This is a genomic window from Vreelandella olivaria, from assembly GCF_023507745.1.
GTDB lineage: Bacteria > Pseudomonadota > Gammaproteobacteria > Pseudomonadales > Halomonadaceae > Vreelandella > Vreelandella olivaria_A.
Genome location: NZ_JALPZO010000112.1, coordinates 140,963 through 158,403, shown reverse-complemented (window position 1 = coordinate 158,403; position 17,441 = coordinate 140,963). Strand labels below are relative to the sequence as shown.

Below are 17,441 nucleotides of genomic sequence, written 5' to 3'. Positions count from 1 at the left end.
TGCATCATGCCATATAAAACGCCACGCTTTTACGCTCATTCACTTCCCAAAACAGACAAGCAATCCTGGCAGGCACTAGATGATCACTTAAAGTGTGTCGCCGAGATGGCAGCAACACGCGCCGAACGCTTCGGTATGGCTGATGCCGGTTATGCAGCGGGTCTTTTGCATGATTTAGGCAAATACAGCGCGCTTTTTCAGCGGCGGCTGGAAGGCTCCCCGGAACGAGTTGATCATTCCACCGCAGGCGCTATTATCGCTAAACAACGCTTCGAAGGGGGGGTAGGCGACCTGCTAGCTTATGCCATTGCAGGGCACCATGCTGGCTTAGCCAATGGCCGTGATTCAGGTGAACGCTCCCCGCTTAGTGAGCGCCTTAAAGCGGACATCCCTGCGATAGATAGCGCTTGGCAAGATGAGCTTACGCTTCCACAGGAGCTACTTCCTCCCGGCACATTTACCCAGCGTTCAGAACGGGGGTTCTTTCAGCTTGCGTTTCTCACCAGAATGCTATTTTCATGCTTGGTCGATGCGGACTATATCGATACTGAAACCTTCTACGCCCAACATGAAAACGGCTTGGCACGGCAACGCGGGGGCGGCGTTTCGCTAACGCTGCTTCGCGAAGCGCTCAGTCAACATCTGGAAACCTTCGACACCGAAAAAGGTATTAACCGATTACGTGGGCATATCCTGCGTGAGGTACGTAACAAAGCGGGAATGAGACCCGGCTGTTTCAGCCTTACAGTGCCCACTGGCGGTGGCAAAACTTTGGCCTCCCTAGCCTTCGCGCTGGATCACGCCATCACCCACGGTATGGATCGCGTTATCTACGTTATCCCCTTTACCAGCATCGTCGAGCAGAACGCTGCGGTGTTTCGGAAGGCGCTGGGCAAATATGGCGCTGAAGCAGTGCTCGAACACCACAGCACCTTTGATGCTGAAAAAGCGTCAAAAGGCGACAAAGCTAGTCTTGATAAACTCAGACGCGACAGCGAAAACTGGGATGCACCGATTATCGTAACTACATCGGTGCAGTTCCTGGAAAGCCTATTTGCCGCCAAAACATCGCGTTGCCGTAAGTTGCACAATATTGCTCGTAGTGTCGTTATCCTGGATGAAGCACAGACAATGCCCCTGCCCTTGCTGCGGCCAAGTGTGGCCGCGTTGGATGAACTCGCGCTGAATTATCACGCTAGCGTTGTACTCTGCACCGCTACCCAGCCAGCCCTAATTGAAACCGGTGATGCAGCACACAGCTTCGCGGGTGGTTTCAAAGACGTTGAGGAGCTGGCCCCCGATCCAAAAAATCTGTATCAAGAGTTAAAACGGGTGACGGTAAAGCACATTGGCTGCTTAGATGATACTCAATTACGCGACGAACTATTAGACGTCGATCAGGTACTTTGCATCGTCAACAACCGACGCCACGCCAAAGCCCTATACGAATCCATAGCCGATCAGCCAGGCGCTTTTCATCTGACCACCGCTATGTGCGCCGTTCATCGACGGCAGGTATTACACCATATTCGTGAAACACTTAAAGAAGGCAAACCATGCCGCGTTGTGTCTACTTCATTAATAGAAGCGGGCGTCGATGTGGACTTTCCGAGAGTGCTGCGCGCCGAAGCGGGGCTAGACTCTATAGCCCAAGCCGCAGGGCGCTGTAACCGCGAAGGTAAACGAACCTCAGAAGAGAGCGAGGTACGTATTTTTGCCACCGCCAATGAGGAGTGGGCGCCGCCGCCCGAGCTAAAACAGTTCGCCCAAGCCACCCGTGAAGTGCTACGCCAACACGGTCACGACCCGCTTTCGCTTGCAGCAATAGAGGCGTATTTCACGCTACTTTACTGGCAGCAGGGGCCTGACCAACTCGACAAGCACCAACTACTCTCACTGATTGAAAACGGTCGGCTTGACGGCCTGCCCTTTGAAACCCTCGAAAAGAAATTTCGCCTCATCGACAACAATCAACGCAGTGTCATTATTCCCAGAGACGATGACGCACGCAAAGCGATTAAAGATCTCTCCTTTGCCACAAGCCCTGGCGGAATTGCCCGAAAACTGCAGCTCTATACAGTACAAGTGCCTCATAACGGCTTTAGAGCCTTAGAGAAAGTAGGCGCCATTGCCCCCATCGAGCCGGATAAATTTAATGATCAATTCATGCTGTTGGTCAATGAAGATCTTTACGATGATGCACTAGGGTTAAACTGGAGCGACCCAACCTTTATGCGAGCCGAAAGCTTACAGTGGTAAACATACAAACATTAATAGGGAGTCGTTATGTCATACGGAGTTCGACTGCATATCTGGGGAGACAGGGCCTGCTTTACACGGCCAGAGATGAAAGTGGAGCGTGTATCCTATGATGTGATCACACCCTCAGCGGCACGTGGCATTCTGGAAGCCATCCACTGGAAACCCGCCATTCGCTGGTGCGTAGACCGTATCCATGTACTCAAGCCCATTCAATTTGAGTCGCTGCGGCGCAATGAAGTCGGCGGCAAGCTCTCAGCCGCCTCCGTAACAAAAGCTATGAAAGTGGGGCGCGTTGATGATGTCGCCTATTTTGTTGACCAGAACCGCCAACAGCGCGCCGCCACTATTTTACGCAATGTCGCGTACGTTATTGAGGCACACTTTGAATTCACCCCACGTGCGGATGATAGCGACACACCCGGCAAACACCTGGATATTTTCAATCGCCGCGCCCGCCAGGGCCAATGCTTCCACACCCCCTGTATGGGCACCCGCGAATTCCCGGCGAATTTTGCGCTCATTGAACCTGAACAGCCTCTCCCCTCTTTTGCCCCAGCATTAACCGGTGAAAAAGACCTTGGCTATATGCTGCACGATATTGATTTTGCAAACGGCAAAACATCGCGATTTTTCCGCGCCAAGATGCAAAATGGCGTGATTGAAGTGCCTCCCTTCCAGGAGACACTCGCATGATACTGACCGCCCTCAATGACTACTACCAGCGGCTGGCCAAGGAAGACAAGGTACCGCAGCCAGGCTTTAGTACAGAAAAAATCAGTTTTGGCCTGGTATTCGATCAACATGGTGTGCCGCAGCAGATTGATGATCTACGTGACACCTCAGGCAAAAAGCCCCGCGCTCACCCTTATCAAGTACCTGTTGATAAACGACGCACATCAGGCATTCACGCTTATCCGCTGTGGGATAAAACCGCTTACTCTTTAGGTGTAACCGCCGGAGAAGGCAAACGTTTATGCGATGAACATGCAGCATTCAAAGCCCGCCAACTTGACCTTTTCCATAACAGTGATGACAAATCACTCCTGGCATTTTTGAAGTTCTTAGATCAATGGCACCCTGAAAAGCTATCCTCACTGCCCGGTTACAGCGAGGAGGTATTAGATAGCAATATTATTTTTCGGCTAGACGGACAACGACAATATCTACATGAAAACGATGACGCTCGCCAAATATGGAGTAGTGCTCTCGAAGAAAATACCGGTATTTTCGGGCAATGCTTAATCACCGGCGAAGACGCCATACTAGGTACTGATCACCCTGCCATTAAAGGCGTTAGAGACGCACAATCGTCGGGTGCCTCGCTAGTCTCGTTTAATAGCGAGGCGTATGAGTCTTACGGGTTTCGTAAAAACCAAAACGCGGCTATCTCCACAACAGCGATTTTTGGCTATACAACGGCGCTTAACTATTTACTGCGTGGCGATGCAGACAACCAACAACGCCTGCAAATAGGCGATACCACGCTGGTTTTCTGGGCAACTGCGCAAACATCACAGGCAGCGCAAGCAGCGGAAAGATTTTTCGCAGTACTCAACCAACCACCCAGCGATGAACAAGAAGCGAGCAAGCTCGGTTCCCTACTTGCCAAGATAGCTGATGGCCGCCCGCTCAAGGACATCGCTCCAGAACTAGAACCCGAAACGCAATTTTACGTACTGGGCCTTGCTCCCAATGCCGCTCGTCTATCCGTTCGATTTTGGATGGTAGATAGTTTAGAGCACTTAACCAGGCATTACGCCCAGCACTATCGGGATCTAGATATTCAGCCTGCGCCATGGAAAGGCATTGCCCCTAGCGTTGAGTGGTTAGCCCGGCAAACAGCGCCTATCCGGGGTAAAAACAAGGATCCGAAAACGGATGATGTACTGCCCCAGCTTGCTGGCGAAATGATGCGCGCCATTATCACGGGGCAGCGCTATCCCCGACCGCTACTTACCAGTGTTGTTATGCGTTTTCGCAGTGATGGCAATATCAACGGCTTGCGCGTCGCGCTTTGCAAAGCAGTGCTAGCCAGAGAGGCTCGCTTAGCCACGCATTCAAACTCGAACAAACAGGAGGTTTCCGTGAGTCTTGATAAAAGCTCCACCCATCCAGGTTACTTATTGGGCCGCTTATTTGCCGAATTAGAAAATGCCCAACGTGGCGCGCTTGGTAGAGAGTTGAATGCCACCATTAAGGATCGCTACTACGGTGCCGCGTCCGCGACGCCCGCCAGTGTGTTCCCTATGCTGTTGCGCAATGTGCAGAACCATCTTTCATCCATGCGCAAAAAAGACAAAGGCGGCCTTGCCCACACTATTGAAAGCGAAATCAGCGAAATTATTGGCGGGTTAGGCGATACCTTCCCGCGCAGCCTGCGCATCGAAGAACAAGGCCGTTTTGCTATCGGCTACTACCACCAATCACAAACGCGATTCGCTAAAAAAGATAACGCGAATAGTGATGAACAATCTGAACAGGGAGACTCAGAATGAGCACCATTGCTAACCGTTATGAATTTGTCCTTTTATTTGATGTCACCAACGGCAACCCCAACGGCGACCCTGATGCAGGCAACCTGCCCCGGCTCGACCCAGAGACCAACCAGGGGCTTATCACGGATGTTTGCCTAAAGCGTAAAATTCGCAACTACGTGGCGCTCGAAAAAGAACACGACGCTGGCTATGCTATCTATATGCAGGAGAAGTCAGTGCTCAACAACCAGCATAAAAAAGCCTATGAAGCGCTGGATATCAAACCTGAATCTAAAAAGCTCCCCAAGGAAGCAGAAAAAGCACGCCAAGTCACCGAATGGATGTGCAATAACTTTTTCGATGTTCGTACCTTTGGTGCTGTCATGACGACCGAAGTCAATTCAGGCCAAGTTCGCGGCCCTGTCCAGGTGGCCTTTGCAAGTTCTATCGACCCCGTCATCCCCATGGAAGTCTCCATTACCCGTATGGCGGTTACCAACGAAAAGGATCTTGAAAAAGAGCGCACTATGGGGCGCAAGCACATCATTCCTTATGGCCTATACCGCGTTCATGGCTACGTCTCTGCGAAGCTGGCTGAACGCACCGGCTTTTCTGAAGACGATTTAGCCCTTCTATGGCGCTCTTTGATCAATATGTTTGAACACGACCGCTCTGCCGCGCGTGGTGAGATGTCTACCCGTAAGCTCGTCGTTTTCAAACATGATCACCCTATGGGTAACGCACCAGCCCATGTTCTTTTCGATAGTGTTCAAGTGCAACGTGTCGAAGGGGAAGAAAATACTCCGGCACGCCACTACAGCGACTATCAAGTCAGCATCGCCCAAGAGTCACTGCCTTCTGGTGTTACTGTAGAAGAACACTTATAGGTAAAATGCCATGGAAGAAGAGGCACGCCCTATTCCGCTTTCGGCCCTACAACATACGCTGTTCTGCCCGCGCCAATGCGCACTGATTCATGTAGAACAACAATGGGCAGAAAACCGCTATACTGCAGAAGGCCGCTTGTTGCACGAGCGCGCTGACCAGTTGGGGCATCAACGCCGAAGGGGCGTACACACCTCCATGGCCTTGCCATTGGCAAGTGAACAGCTGGGCTTAAGCGGTATTGCCGATGTTGTAGAGTTTGACGAACGTCAAGCCCCACTAACAATACGGCCTATTGAGTACAAGCGCGGGCGACCCAAAGCACACCGCGCAGACGAGGTTCAACTCTGTGCCCAAGCACTCTGCCTGGAAGAGATGCTAGATACCCACATCGACTCTGGTGCCCTCTTTTATGGGAAAACACGACGACGCAAAGAAGTCGCGTTTGACGATACTCTGCGCGCTTTAACTCATCGACTTATTGAGCAAACCCGCGCTATTTTTGATGGGCAGCAGACACCGCCTGCCACTTACGATGCAAAAAAGTGTGATCACTGCTCCCTTGTCGATATTTGCCAACCTCAAGTGTTTGGCAAACAGCGTTCCGCAAGCCGCTGGCTCGCGCGCCAACTCAATGCTTTAGATGAATAACGCCCATGCGACGTCAATTAAACTCGCTGTACATCACCACCGAAGGCGCTTGGCTTAAAAAAGAAGGCGCTAACATTGTAATGCAGGTAGAAGGTAAAGAGCGCGCCCGGCTTCCCATTCATATGCTGGAGTCCCTTGTATGCTTCGGACGTGTACTAGTGTCCCCGCCTTTAATGGGCTTCTGTGCCGAACAAGGCGTGACGATTACCCATCTGTCGCCCTACGGAAAATTCTTAGCACGTATTGAAGGTCCTGTGTCTGGCAATGTATTGCTGCGGAGAACTCAATATCGCGTCAGTGATAACGAAATATCCTGTTCGAGCCTAGTCAGTAGTCTTTTGATTGGTAAAGTCCATAATCAGCGCGCTGTTCTCGCTCGGAGCATTCGCGATTATGGCAGCAAGATGCCACTTCAAGATCGCCAGCGGCTGGAAGCGGCTCGTGACCGGCTAAGTCGCATCGCACGTAATTTACTGCAACCTGCCACAACCAATGAGCTACGAGGCCTGGAAGGAGAAGCCGCTCAAGTATATTTCAGCGTCTTCAATTTATTAGTGCGCCAAGAAGGTGATGCCTTTGAGTTTAAAGGCCGTAATCGCCGCCCGCCGAGAGACCGCATTAATGCATTATTGTCGTTTCTTTATACGCTGCTCACCCATGACTGCCGTTCCGCACTAGAAAGCGTTGGCTTAGACCCATCCGTAGGCTTTTTACACCGGGATCGCCCAGGGCGTCCCAGTCTTGCACTTGACCTTGCCGAAGAGTTTCGCCCGTTGCTGGGTGATCGCTTAGCCCTCTCGCTTATCAATCGCCGCCAGTTACGCGAAAAAGACTTTAACATCACTGAAAGTAATGGTGTCGTTATGACAGACGATGCCCGCAAGCTGGTACTGACGGCTTACCAGGAGCGCAAGCGTGAAGAGTTGTTGCATACGTTTATTGATGAAAAAGCACCTATAGGCATGCTACCCATACTGCAAGCTCAATTAATGGCACGTCACCTGCGGGGAGACTTAGATGCTTACCCACCCTTCCTTTGGAAATAGCGGCTTGAGGGCAATACTATGATGGTACTGGTCAGTTACGATGTCAGCACCTCTTCAGAAGGCGGCGAAGGTAGGCTGCGTCGAGTTGCAAAAGCGTGTCGAGATGTAGGGCAGCGAGTACAATTTTCCGTATTTGAAATTGAAGTAGATCCCGATCAATGGGTACGCTTTCGCCAACGTTTGATCGACTTGATTGATGACGAGGTGGACAGCTTACGCTTTTACTTTCTAGGCCGAAATTGGAAAAACCGCATCGAACATATTGGAGCCAAGCCCGCCTTAGATATGAATGGCCCGTTAGTTTTCTAGTAGTTTCCCTCAATTGCGAACCACAAGTGTCTTGCCAAACCCTGCTAGGTTCGCAGCTCTTTAACAAATTGATTTAGATAATTAAATTATTTTCCCACCTCAACTTAGCCAACATATCTCTATTAAAAATCAGTACTCCGCAAATATATGCCATTTTGCTTTGATTTTTCATAATGTTATAAACAGAACTGTCGCGCCCCGCCCGGGGCGTGCGGATAGAAACTCGGCGTCGCAATCGATACTATCTATTTCAGCGGTGTCGCGCCCCGCCCGGGGCGTGCGGATAGAAACGTGGAGATCTTGGTGGAAAGAATAACTTTTGCTCTCGTCGCGCCCCGCCCGGGGCGTGCGGATAGAAACCATAGTCGTTTGCTCTCTACTCTAATTATGTTGGGTCGCGCCCCGCCCGGGGCGTGCGGATAGAAACATCTCAGCGGGATAGCGCGACGTGTTGCTAAGCTGGTCGCGCCCCGCCCGGGGCGTGCGGATAGAAACATGGATTATGAAACGACCAAAGGCCACACTATTAGCGTCGCGCCCCGCCCGGGGCGTGCGGATAGAAACAGCAATAGCGGCTCGCTGTATATCCGCACGGCGGGTCGCGCCCCGCCCGGGGCGTGCGGATAGAAACAACCCGAGCGCATCACAGTGTCCTCTCCGGGTATGTCGCGCCCCGCCCGGGGCGTGCGGATAGAAACTCAATATCACCATATACTTCAAACGAATACATCGGTCGCGCCCCGCCCGGGGCGTGCGGATAGAAACAAATATCGGATTAGTACCACGCGCTAGCATGGCAGTCGCGCCCCGCCCGGGGCGTGCGGATAGAAACACTTTATCATGCTATACCCAAAAACGGGCGTGCCGTGTCGCGCCCCGCCCGGGGCGTGCGGATAGAAACTGGCAACACTCAGGTCGAGGAAACTGAAAACGGCAGTCGCGCCCCGCCCGGGGCGTGCGGATAGAAACTAATAGTGGGCGATGTTTCTCTATTTGCGGAAAAGGTCGCGCCCCGCCCGGGGCGTGCGGATAGAAACTCTTTGCTGCCAACAGGCGGGTAGTAGTTAAGCAGCGTCGCGCCCCGCCCGGGGCGTGCGGATAGAAACAATCTCTTCTGGACCAGGCATCAGGTTTATATTTGTCGCGCCCCGCCCGGGGCGTGCGGATAGAAACTGGCTTAGATAGCCAGCGCTTGCACCCTTACCGATGTCGCGCCCCGCCCGGGGCGTGCGGATAGAAACGCCAATCCAGGCAGCTGGCATCAACGTGCCGAGTGAATCGCGCCCCGCCCGGGGCATGCGGATAAAAACTCGGCCAATGACCGAGGCAGGCAGTAAACACCCCCCTCATTATTAGCTTTGATATTCCTCTACGCCCGCTGCCAATGGCAGCGGGCGCTCTTTTTTCCAGCCGGACCTGCTAGCATAACGTGAACACCCTCTTTTTAGCTGAGCGAACTGTTTATGCCTACCGCTTTTGAACAAACGCTGACAGCCATTGACGCGCTGCATGCCCAGGACCCGCGCGATACCACGTTTACCGATGGGCAAAGCGTGCCTCAGGAGCTTGCTTACGCCCAGCGTATGAGCACGTGGCTGGAGCAGATTCACGATCACCCCAGCGAGCTATTACGCCTGGCGGTTCGCGCCCAGCACCTTCAACGCTGGCAAGTCCCTCGGGACCATTACCCCGAAGGGCGTATTGGCTACTTAACCTGGCGTCGCGATCAAAGTGCTCAGGCCGGAGATACCACTGCCGCATTGATGAAGCAGGCAGGCTACTCAACGGAAGAAGCACAGCGGGTTGCCAGCATGATTCGAAAACAAGGATTGGGGCGAGACCCAGAGGTACAGGCACTTGAAGACTGCGCCTGCCTGGTATTTTTGGAAAACTACTTCGCTGATTTCACACGTAAGGTCGAGCATGGCCAGATGGTACGGATTATACAAAAAACCTGGCGAAAAATGTCACCCCAAGCCCATACCCTTGCCCTGGAAATGCCCATGTCGCCCACCTCTGCGGCACTGGTGGAAGAAGCGCTGGCAGCAGGCTGACGATAGCACTAAGGTGCAGTCAAGCGGCGGCTACGGTAAAGTAGAGCGCTTATTTATATCCGCTCCCAGCAGTGACGGCTTGACCAACTATGATTGCATCCCTGGATTCGCGCAAGGCACCATTTGAACGTCTCGGCACCCATTACGTACGTTTTCTTGAAGCCCTCCGTGCCCGTGGCTTTGAAGGCGAGATTACTCCGGATTATGCCAACCGTACGGTGCTGGCGACGGATAACTCGATTTATCAACTCCTGCCTCAGGCTGTCGTTTTTCCCAAGCACTCAGAAGACTTGGAGCGGCTGGCTAAACTGGCCTCGGAAGTTCCCCACCGCAATATTGTGCTGACCCCCCGCGGTGGCGGTACAGGTACCAATGGTCAGTCGCTGACAGATGGCATTGTGGTCGATGTCTCCCGTCATATGCATCAGATTATTAAGATCGACGTTGAAGCACGGCGAGTGCGCGTACAAGCGGGCGTGGTAAAGGATCAGTTGAACGCAGCACTCAAGCCTCACGGGCTGTTTTTCGCCCCTGAGCTTTCCACCTCAAATCGCGCCACTATCGGCGGCATGATTTCCACTGACGCCAGCGGCCAGGGCAGTTGCCAGTATGGCAAAACCAGAAACCACGTGCTGGAACTCGACACCGTGCTGCTGGGAGGCAAGCACCTGCTAAGCCGGGCGCTTAGCGAAGAAGAAGAGCAGCAGAGCTACCACCAGGACGGGCTTCTGGGACACGTACACCGTACCGCGGCAACTATTATCGATCAGCAGCGGGAACTGATTGAGGCGAAATTCCCGCCGCTCAATCGCTGCCTGACGGGGTACGATTTGGCCCATTTGCGGGATGACCAGGGCCAACTAAATCTTAACAGTCTGCTCTGTGGCTCAGAAGGCTCGCTCGGGTTCCTCAACGAAGCCGTGCTCAATGTATTGCCGATTCCCAAGCACTCGACCCTGGTGAACGTACGCTACCCAAGTTTTATGGATGCGCTACGGGATGCCAAGTCACTGATGGCTGGCAACGCCAGCCCCACCTCGATTGAAACCATCGATGACACCGTGCTACAGCTTGCCATGGAGGATTTTGTTTGGGACAGCGTCGCGGAGTTTTTCCCAGCAAGTGACACTCCCATTCGTGGTATCAACCTGATTGAGTTCAACGACGACGATGAAACTTCCCTGGCTGAACGGGTACGCGCGTTCACCGAACACTTGAGCCAGGATACCAGCGTAGAGCGGCTGGGCTACACCCTGGCCGAGGGTCGTACTCAGATTCAAAAAGTGTACGGCATGCGCAAGCGCTCAGTGGGCTTGCTCGGTAATGTGCAGGGAGAAAAACGGCCATTGCCATTTGTGGAAGATACCGCCGTGCCGCCTGAGCATCTGGCCGATTACATTAGCGAGTTCCGCGCAGCACTGGATGCCCGACAGCTCTCCTATGGCATGTTTGGCCATGTGGATGCCGGCGTACTGCATGTACGCCCAGCCTTGGATTTGAAAGATCCCGTCCAGGAAGCGCTGATTCGAGAGATTTCCGATGAAGTGGCAGCGCTCACTCAAAAATATGGTGGGCTACTGTGGGGTGAGCATGGTAAAGGTGTGCGTTCAGAGTACGGCCCCAAATTCTTTGGTGAACTTTATCCCAGCCTCCAACGGGTAAAGGCAGCCTTCGACCCTCATAACCAGCTAAATCCCGGCAAAATTGCCTCGCCAGCGGATAAAGATGAATTAATCGCCAAAACAAGTGATCCCGCGCTGTTAACGATTGATGGCGTACCCATGCGTGGACAGTTCGACCGCACCATTGATGAACGTGCGTGGCAGGCTTACGACGCAGCGGTGTATTGCAACGGTAATGGCGCCTGCTACAACTACGATCTTGATGACCCCATGTGCCCTTCCTGGAAGGCTACCCGCGACCGAGTACACTCCCCCAAGGGCCGCGCAAGCCTGATTCGCGAGTGGCTGCGCCTGCAGTCTCAGGCGGGCATTGATGTCGTCGAGGAGTCGCGCAAGAAAAAAGCCGAGCGCACCTGGGGCTTTGTAACAAGCTTTCCGCGCCGGGTCATGAACACGTTCAGCAAACAGCAGCAGCACGACTACTCTCATCAGGTTTACGACGCCATGGCGGGTTGTCTGGCATGCAAATCCTGTGCAGGCCAGTGCCCCATCAAGGTGAACGTACCCCAGTTCCGTTCTCAGTTTTTGGAGGTTTACCATGGCCGCTATTTACGCCCCCTGCGGGACTATGTGATTGGTGGCACCGAGTGGATGCTGCCTGTCCTGGCAAAGGCCGCCCCGCTCTATAATGCAGTGATGGGCCAGCGTTGGGTGGAGCAGTTAATGCGCTGTAGTGTGGGCATCAGCGACTCTCCACAGTTGTCCCGCGCCAGCGTCAAAAAGCAGCTACGCGCCTGGGGCGTGGCAGAGGCCACCCCGACATCGCTGGCGCTGCTCACCGAACAACAGCGTGCCAATAGCATTATTATCATACAGGATGCATTCACCACCCATTTTGAAGCCAAGCTGGTGATAGATGTAGTGGAGTTGCTATCGCGACTGAACCTGCGGGTCTTTGTGATGCCTTTTTCGGCCAACGGCAAGCCACTACACGTCCAGGGCTTTTTAGGTGCATTCGAGCGAACGGCTGAAAAGCAGGCCAGGCGTCTACGTGCGCTGGAAGAGTTCGAGGTACCAATGGTAGGCATTGACCCTGCGATGACGCTGACTTATCGCCAGGAGTATATCAAAGCCCTGGGCAGTCAGCATGTGCCAACGGTTTTCATGCTCCAGGAGTGGCTAGCGACTCAACTAAACGCCCTGGTGCCAAGTCAGCTGTCACTAACAGACCCTGGTTTTAAGCTGCTTTCCCACTGCATGGAGAAAACCAATGCGCCGGGCAGCCCCAAAGCGTGGCAACAAATATTTGCCGCCTTTGGCCTGCAACTTGAGCTGGTCAATACTGGCTGCTGTGGTATGTCCGGCACTTACGGCCATGAAACCCGCAATGCCGTCACCTCCAAAACAATCTACGCGCAGTCCTGGCAGCCTCAGGTGGAGGCACAGGAGAATGCGGGCAAGCTGCTGGCTACGGGCTACTCCTGTCGCAGCCAGGTGAAACGCTACTCTACCCAGGCCCTGCCCCATCCACTCCAGGCGCTTTTGGAGTGCCTGCGCAGCCGTTAGGCTTTGCCTGGGGCAGCCGCCGCCAAGGTTGCAGACCAAGTGCTTAACAGGAGGACTGCCAGGTGTTGATGAAACGTTCTAAAAAAACAGTTTTCTCAACGCCTGCCCAGGGTCTTCTTCACGCATAAATGCTTCGCCCACAAGAAAACCATTGACGTTATGGTGGCGCATCAACTCCACATCATCGCGAGTGTGAATGCCTGACTCGGTAATCACCGTCACACTTTCTGGAATACGCGGTAGCAGATCCAAGGTGGTCGTCAGGCTTGTCTCAAAGGTGTGCAGGTTGCGATTATTAATTCCCACCAGCTTGAGATTAAGCGCCAGAGCACGCTCTAGCTCCTGGGCATCATGAACCTCCACCAACACATCCATCCCCAAGGCGTTGGCCTGCTGGTGCAGATCACGCAGTTGGGCATCATCCAGCGCAGCAACAATCAGCAGAATGCAATCAGCCCCTATGGCACGGGCTTCCGTCACCTGGTAGCCATGGGTGATAAAATCTTTACGGATGATCGGCAGTGAACAAGCATCACGGGCGGCAATCAGATAATCTTCGTGGCCCTGGAAAAAGTCCGCATCGGTAAGCACCGATAAACAGGCAGCACCACCCTGGGCATAGCTTTTGGCGATGTCTGCCGGATGGAACTCCTCACGCATTACCCCTTTGGAAGGCGACGCTTTTTTTACTTCTGCGATCACCGCAGCATCACTGGCAGCAATGCGGGCATTCAGCGAATCGATAAAACCACGCGGGGCGCTCTGTTGATCGGCAAGTGCCAGAAGGTCGGCTTCCGACACTGCTTGTCGGCGCTCTGCCACTTCCTGGTCTTTACGGGCCAGAATGCGCGTTAAAATGGTCGGTGTTGCTTGGTCAGTCATTGGCACATTTACTCTTTAAAGACACTGGTGAAGTGCGCAAGCTCTTTCAGCTTTTCGAGCGGCAGTTTGGAAGCCTGGGCATCCTGAGCCACTATTACGCCCTCTTTCAAACTATCGGCCACACCCGCGCAGTAAAGCGCCGCTCCTGCGTTCAGGGCCACCATATCCGCTGCTAAGCCCTCTCCACTCAGCGCAGCTTTGACCAACCGCAGGCTATCTTCCGCGCTGGCCGCCTTAAGCGTGGCCAGGCTCTGGCGCTCAATGCCCAACTCCTCCGGAGTAATAGTGTACTCGGTGATGTCACCATCTTTTAACTCAGCAACCAGAGTAGGGGCTGCCAGTGAAATTTCATCCAGGCCATCCTCAGAGTGCACCACCAGCACATGCCGGCTACCAAGTTTGCGCAATACCTCAGCCATCAGGGGAACCAGAGAAGGCGCATAAACACCCAGCACCTGATTTGGCGCGCCAGCAGGGTTAGTGAGCGGGCCAAGAATATTAAACAGCGTGCGCACCCCCATCTCGCGACGAGGACCAACAGCATAACGCATTGCCGGGTGATGATTGGGGGCAAACATAAAGCCAACGCCTACCTGCTCAATACAGCGCGCCACCTGTTCAGGCTTAAGGTCGAGATAAATACCGGCAATATCAAACAAATCAGCACTGCCCGATGATGAAGAAACGCTACGGTTGCCGTGCTTGGCAACATGCGCACCCGCCGCCGCCGCTACAAAACTGGAGGCGGTGGAGACGTTAAACAGGTTGGCTCCATCACCGCCGGTCCCCACAATATCCACGACATTTTCTGTGTGCAGTTCGACCCGTTTCATTAAATCACGCATGACTTGGGCAGCGGCGCTAATTTCTTCTGCACTCTCCCCTTTCATGGCAAGCCCTACCAGCAGGCCACCAATTTGCGCATCAGAGGCTTCGCCGGTCATGATCTGGCGCATTAGCGCGTGCATCGCATCGAAAGAGAGGTCTTCGCGGCGCATTACCGCATTAATTGCATCTCGCATTTGCATGAGCAGGAAAGCCCCTAAAGCGTATGAATTTGGCAATCAGCCGCGTTGTAAAAAGTTAGCCAATAAGGCATGGCCCTGGCACGTGAGTATCGACTCAGGGTGAAACTGCACCCCTTCAATATCCAGGGTACGATGGCGAAAGCCCATAATCAGCCCCGGCGTTACATCACCCTCTGCTGTGCGTGCTGTCACCTCGAAGCAATCGGGCAGGCTTTGCTCGTCCACTACCAATGAGTGGTAACGGGTCACCTCCAACGGGTTCACAAGCCCCTTAAAGACCCCTTGTTGCTGGTGTACAACAGCAGAGGTTTTACCATGCATTACCTCTGGCGCCTGCACCACCTTACCACCATACACCTGACCAATGGCCTGGTGCCCAAGGCACACGCCCAGAATAGGCAACTTGCCCGCAAAATGAGCAATGGCCGCCAACGAGATACCCGCCTCGTTAGGCGTACATGGCCCCGGCGAGATCACCAGATGGGTAGGTGCCAAGGCGTCTATTTGTTCGATGGTAAGTTCATCATTGCGGTACGTCATCACATCGGCACCCAACTCACCAAGATACTGGACGATATTGAAGGTGAAGCTGTCGTAGTTATCAATCATCAACACCCGTTGCACTGCTTGCCCTTGCGCCATCGCCCCGCTTACTCCGTTACATTGATCGAAACGCACTCCCGGGATGATACCCCAACCCTGGGGATGCTTGCAGAGGTGATGTTAACGAACATCGCGTCAAGCACCCAGGGCAACCAACTACACCAGCAGGAAAACGACATACCCCGGCCAAGAGACTAAGCTAATGAGGCATCAGGCTCCGCTTTAGCAACATTTTATGCGTCGGCATGTCTATCTGTAGCGTGTTGTCCTATAGAGGTGAAGCCAATGCCTGGACGTAACTCGCTATTAAAGACCAAAGGTGGTCACTGGCATTTGCTCTAGTCAAGCTAGCATCGGGCATGGACAATCTTTATTATTTATCATCATTTTTAATAGGTTAGGAGCGTGGCATGGACAAGCGGGCAATCTGGGTAATCGCGCTCTTATTTATCACCCTGGTTACTTCCCCACAGGCATTCGCCGCCTCGTCGCTAAAGGTTATTGTCTCCTTTTCGGTGATAGAGGATCTGGTCAAACGTGTTGCAGGTAATGATGTACGCATTACAACCATCGTACCAATCGGCGAAGATGTACACCGCTGGGAATTGACACCTCCCAATGTGCTGGCTATTGAAGAAGCCGATATCATTTTTTATAACGGCTTTGGCTTAGAGCCCTGGATACGCCATGTTGAAGCAATGGCCGACGATGGCCTGACCCTTACCGCACTTGCCGAAAAAGCTGATTACACACCGCTAGCGATTATGACGGGGCAATACAAAGGCAGTCCTGATCCCCATATGTGGATGGACCCGAAGGGAGCTGCCGCTTACATTGATGTGATTGCGCAAACACTGATTGAGCATTATCCAGAGAAGGCAGAGGCTTTTAACGCACGGGCGGAGGAAGCGCATGAGGCCCTCGCACTACTGGATCAGCGTTTACAGGAGCGCTTGCAAGGTATTCCCCAAACCAATCGCGTGCTCTATACCAGCGAGGCTGGCATGAGCTACTTCGCCCAGGCTTACCAATTTGAGTACGCCTCCATCTGGGGCGTCAATCATGAAACGTTAGGTAGTGCCCAGGCGATGGAGTCAATGAGCAGGCGGTTAACGGAGAAGCGTCCACCAGCCCTGTTTTATGAAAGTACCGTGCCTTTTATCCATATGGACTCACTTGCCAGAGAAACCGGAATAAAGCTGGGTGGCCCACTATACGTGGATACCTTAGGGGAGCCAGACGGCCCTGCCTATAACTACCCGGCGATGCTGCGTCATAATGCCGAACAATTACATGAAGCCTTGGGTGGGGCCCGTGCGGAGTAGCCAACAGGCACACAACCTACTTACTCAACCAGTTCTACAAGTGATGCGATCAGTAGGTCGGGTTGGCTGGATTGGATCGGCTCCCCATGGTTATACCCATACGGCAGCGCAATAGTCGTGAATCCCGCTGCTTTTCCAGCCACGATATCGTGCTGGGAATCACCGACCATCACACTGGCTGAGGGGGAGATATCCAACTGGTTCGCCACATGCAGAAGCGGTATCGGGCTCGGCTTTTTCTCGCTGAGAGTGTCACCACCAATGCACAGTGTAAACAGCGGCAATAGCTCAAAATGGCTCAGGATAGGCGCAATAAACCGCTTAGGTTTATTGGTAACCAGCGCCAAGCGATACCCTTCACCATTCAATGCACGGAGTGCCTGCTCTACTCCTGGGTAAAGCTGGGTCAAGGCATTGGGCGCCATTCCATAGTGGCGCATAAAAGCCTCATAGGCGGCGGTTTGCAGGCTCTCTTCCGGAGCGCTATTTAATGCCCAGCGTAGCGCACGCTCCATCAACACCTGGGCGCCGTTGCCCACCCAGTCACGCACAGCATCCTCGTCTGGTGCCGCCAGTGCTACTTCGTGTAGAGCTTTCCGGACGGCCACTGCCAAATCCGGTACCGAGTCGATTAAGGTGCCATCTAAATCGAATGTAATTAAGTGCTTACCCTGCAAGATGGAATGCACGCGGCCTGCTCCCTAAGTGGACGTATCGATATCGTTCAGCTGTTT

General features: G+C 53.4%; 14 protein-coding genes and 1 CRISPR repeat array. Of the genes, 10 read left to right on the top strand and 4 right to left on the bottom strand.

Annotated elements, in window-relative coordinates; genetic code table 11:
- Positions 1–6: 6 nt before the first annotated feature.
- The 9 genes from HP566_RS10345 to ydiJ all read left to right on the top strand — a co-directional run bounded on the left by HP566_RS10345 (position 7) and on the right by ydiJ (position 12,869).
- The gene (locus tag HP566_RS10345; RefSeq protein ID WP_249977182.1) at positions 7–2,259 is read left to right on the top strand and encodes a CRISPR-associated endonuclease Cas3''; all 2,253 of its coding nucleotides are present in this window, start codon (positions 7–9) and stop codon (positions 2,257–2,259) included.
- 27 nt (positions 2,260–2,286) lie between these two features.
- Positions 2,287–2,955, top strand: coding sequence for a type I-C CRISPR-associated protein Cas5c (gene cas5c / locus HP566_RS10340; RefSeq protein WP_249977180.1), 669 nt, complete (start codon positions 2,287–2,289; stop codon positions 2,953–2,955).
- Positions 2,952–4,757, top strand: coding sequence for a type I-C CRISPR-associated protein Cas8c/Csd1 (gene cas8c / locus HP566_RS10335; RefSeq protein ID WP_249977179.1), 1,806 nt, complete (start codon positions 2,952–2,954; stop codon positions 4,755–4,757). The genes cas5c and cas8c overlap by 4 nt, the downstream gene beginning before the upstream one ends.
- Positions 4,754–5,623 (top strand): type I-C CRISPR-associated protein Cas7/Csd2, encoded by an 870-nt coding sequence (gene cas7c / locus HP566_RS10330; protein ID WP_249977178.1) that lies wholly within the window; start codon positions 4,754–4,756, stop codon positions 5,621–5,623. The genes cas8c and cas7c overlap by 4 nt, the downstream gene beginning before the upstream one ends.
- Before the next feature lie 10 nt (positions 5,624–5,633).
- The gene (cas4, locus tag HP566_RS10325) at positions 5,634–6,272 is read left to right on the top strand and encodes a CRISPR-associated protein Cas4 (protein ID WP_249977177.1); all 639 of its coding nucleotides are present in this window, start codon (positions 5,634–5,636) and stop codon (positions 6,270–6,272) included.
- A gap of 5 nt (positions 6,273–6,277) precedes the next feature.
- Positions 6,278–7,318, top strand: coding sequence for a type I-C CRISPR-associated endonuclease Cas1c (cas1c, locus tag HP566_RS10320; RefSeq protein ID WP_249977175.1), 1,041 nt, complete (start codon positions 6,278–6,280; stop codon positions 7,316–7,318).
- 18 nt (positions 7,319–7,336) lie between these two features.
- Positions 7,337–7,627, top strand: coding sequence for a CRISPR-associated endonuclease Cas2 (cas2, locus tag HP566_RS10315; protein WP_113270882.1), 291 nt, complete (start codon positions 7,337–7,339; stop codon positions 7,625–7,627).
- 190 nt (positions 7,628–7,817) lie between these two features.
- A CRISPR array of direct repeats spans positions 7,818–8,937; the repeat unit is 33 nt; unit sequence GTCGCGCCCCGCCCGGGGCGTGCGGATAGAAAC.
- A 153-nt stretch (positions 8,938–9,090) separates the two neighbouring features.
- Positions 9,091–9,681 carry a DUF4202 domain-containing protein gene (locus HP566_RS10310; protein ID WP_249977174.1) on the top strand — a complete coding sequence of 197 codons (591 nt, stop codon included), beginning with the start codon at positions 9,091–9,093 and terminating at the stop codon, positions 9,679–9,681.
- Between the two features lie 89 nt (positions 9,682–9,770).
- Positions 9,771–12,869, top strand: a complete 3,099-nt coding sequence (ydiJ, locus tag HP566_RS10305) for a D-2-hydroxyglutarate dehydrogenase YdiJ (protein ID WP_249977173.1) — start codon at positions 9,771–9,773, stop codon at positions 12,867–12,869.
- A gap of 78 nt (positions 12,870–12,947) precedes the next feature.
- On the opposite strand, the gene trpC is transcribed toward ydiJ, so the two are convergent.
- Genes trpC through HP566_RS10290 form a run of 3 tightly spaced genes read right to left on the bottom strand, consistent with a single transcriptional unit; the run spans position 12,948 to position 15,421 of the window.
- On the bottom strand, positions 12,948–13,751 hold the full coding sequence (gene trpC, locus HP566_RS10300) for an indole-3-glycerol phosphate synthase TrpC (RefSeq protein WP_249977172.1): 804 nt from the start codon (positions 13,749–13,751) through the stop codon (positions 12,948–12,950).
- 8 nt (positions 13,752–13,759) lie between these two features.
- Positions 13,760–14,779 carry an anthranilate phosphoribosyltransferase gene (gene trpD, locus HP566_RS10295; RefSeq protein WP_249977171.1) on the bottom strand — a complete coding sequence of 340 codons (1,020 nt, stop codon included), beginning with the start codon at positions 14,777–14,779 and terminating at the stop codon, positions 13,760–13,762.
- 36 nt (positions 14,780–14,815) lie between these two features.
- Complete coding sequence (locus HP566_RS10290; protein ID WP_249977169.1) at positions 14,816–15,421, bottom strand: anthranilate synthase component II; 606 nt, start codon at positions 15,419–15,421, stop codon at positions 14,816–14,818.
- 371 nt (positions 15,422–15,792) lie between these two features.
- On the opposite strand from HP566_RS10290, the gene HP566_RS10285 reads away from it, so the two are divergent.
- Entirely contained in the window at positions 15,793–16,707 is a 915-nt protein-coding gene (locus HP566_RS10285; RefSeq protein ID WP_249977168.1) for a metal ABC transporter solute-binding protein, Zn/Mn family, read from the top strand.
- Positions 16,708–16,727: 20 nt separating this feature from the next.
- Here the strand turns inward: HP566_RS10285 and HP566_RS10280 are convergent, their stop codons facing one another.
- Positions 16,728–17,396, bottom strand: a complete 669-nt coding sequence (locus HP566_RS10280; protein WP_249977167.1) for a phosphoglycolate phosphatase — start codon at positions 17,394–17,396, stop codon at positions 16,728–16,730.
- Between the last annotated feature and the right edge of the window lie 45 nt (positions 17,397–17,441).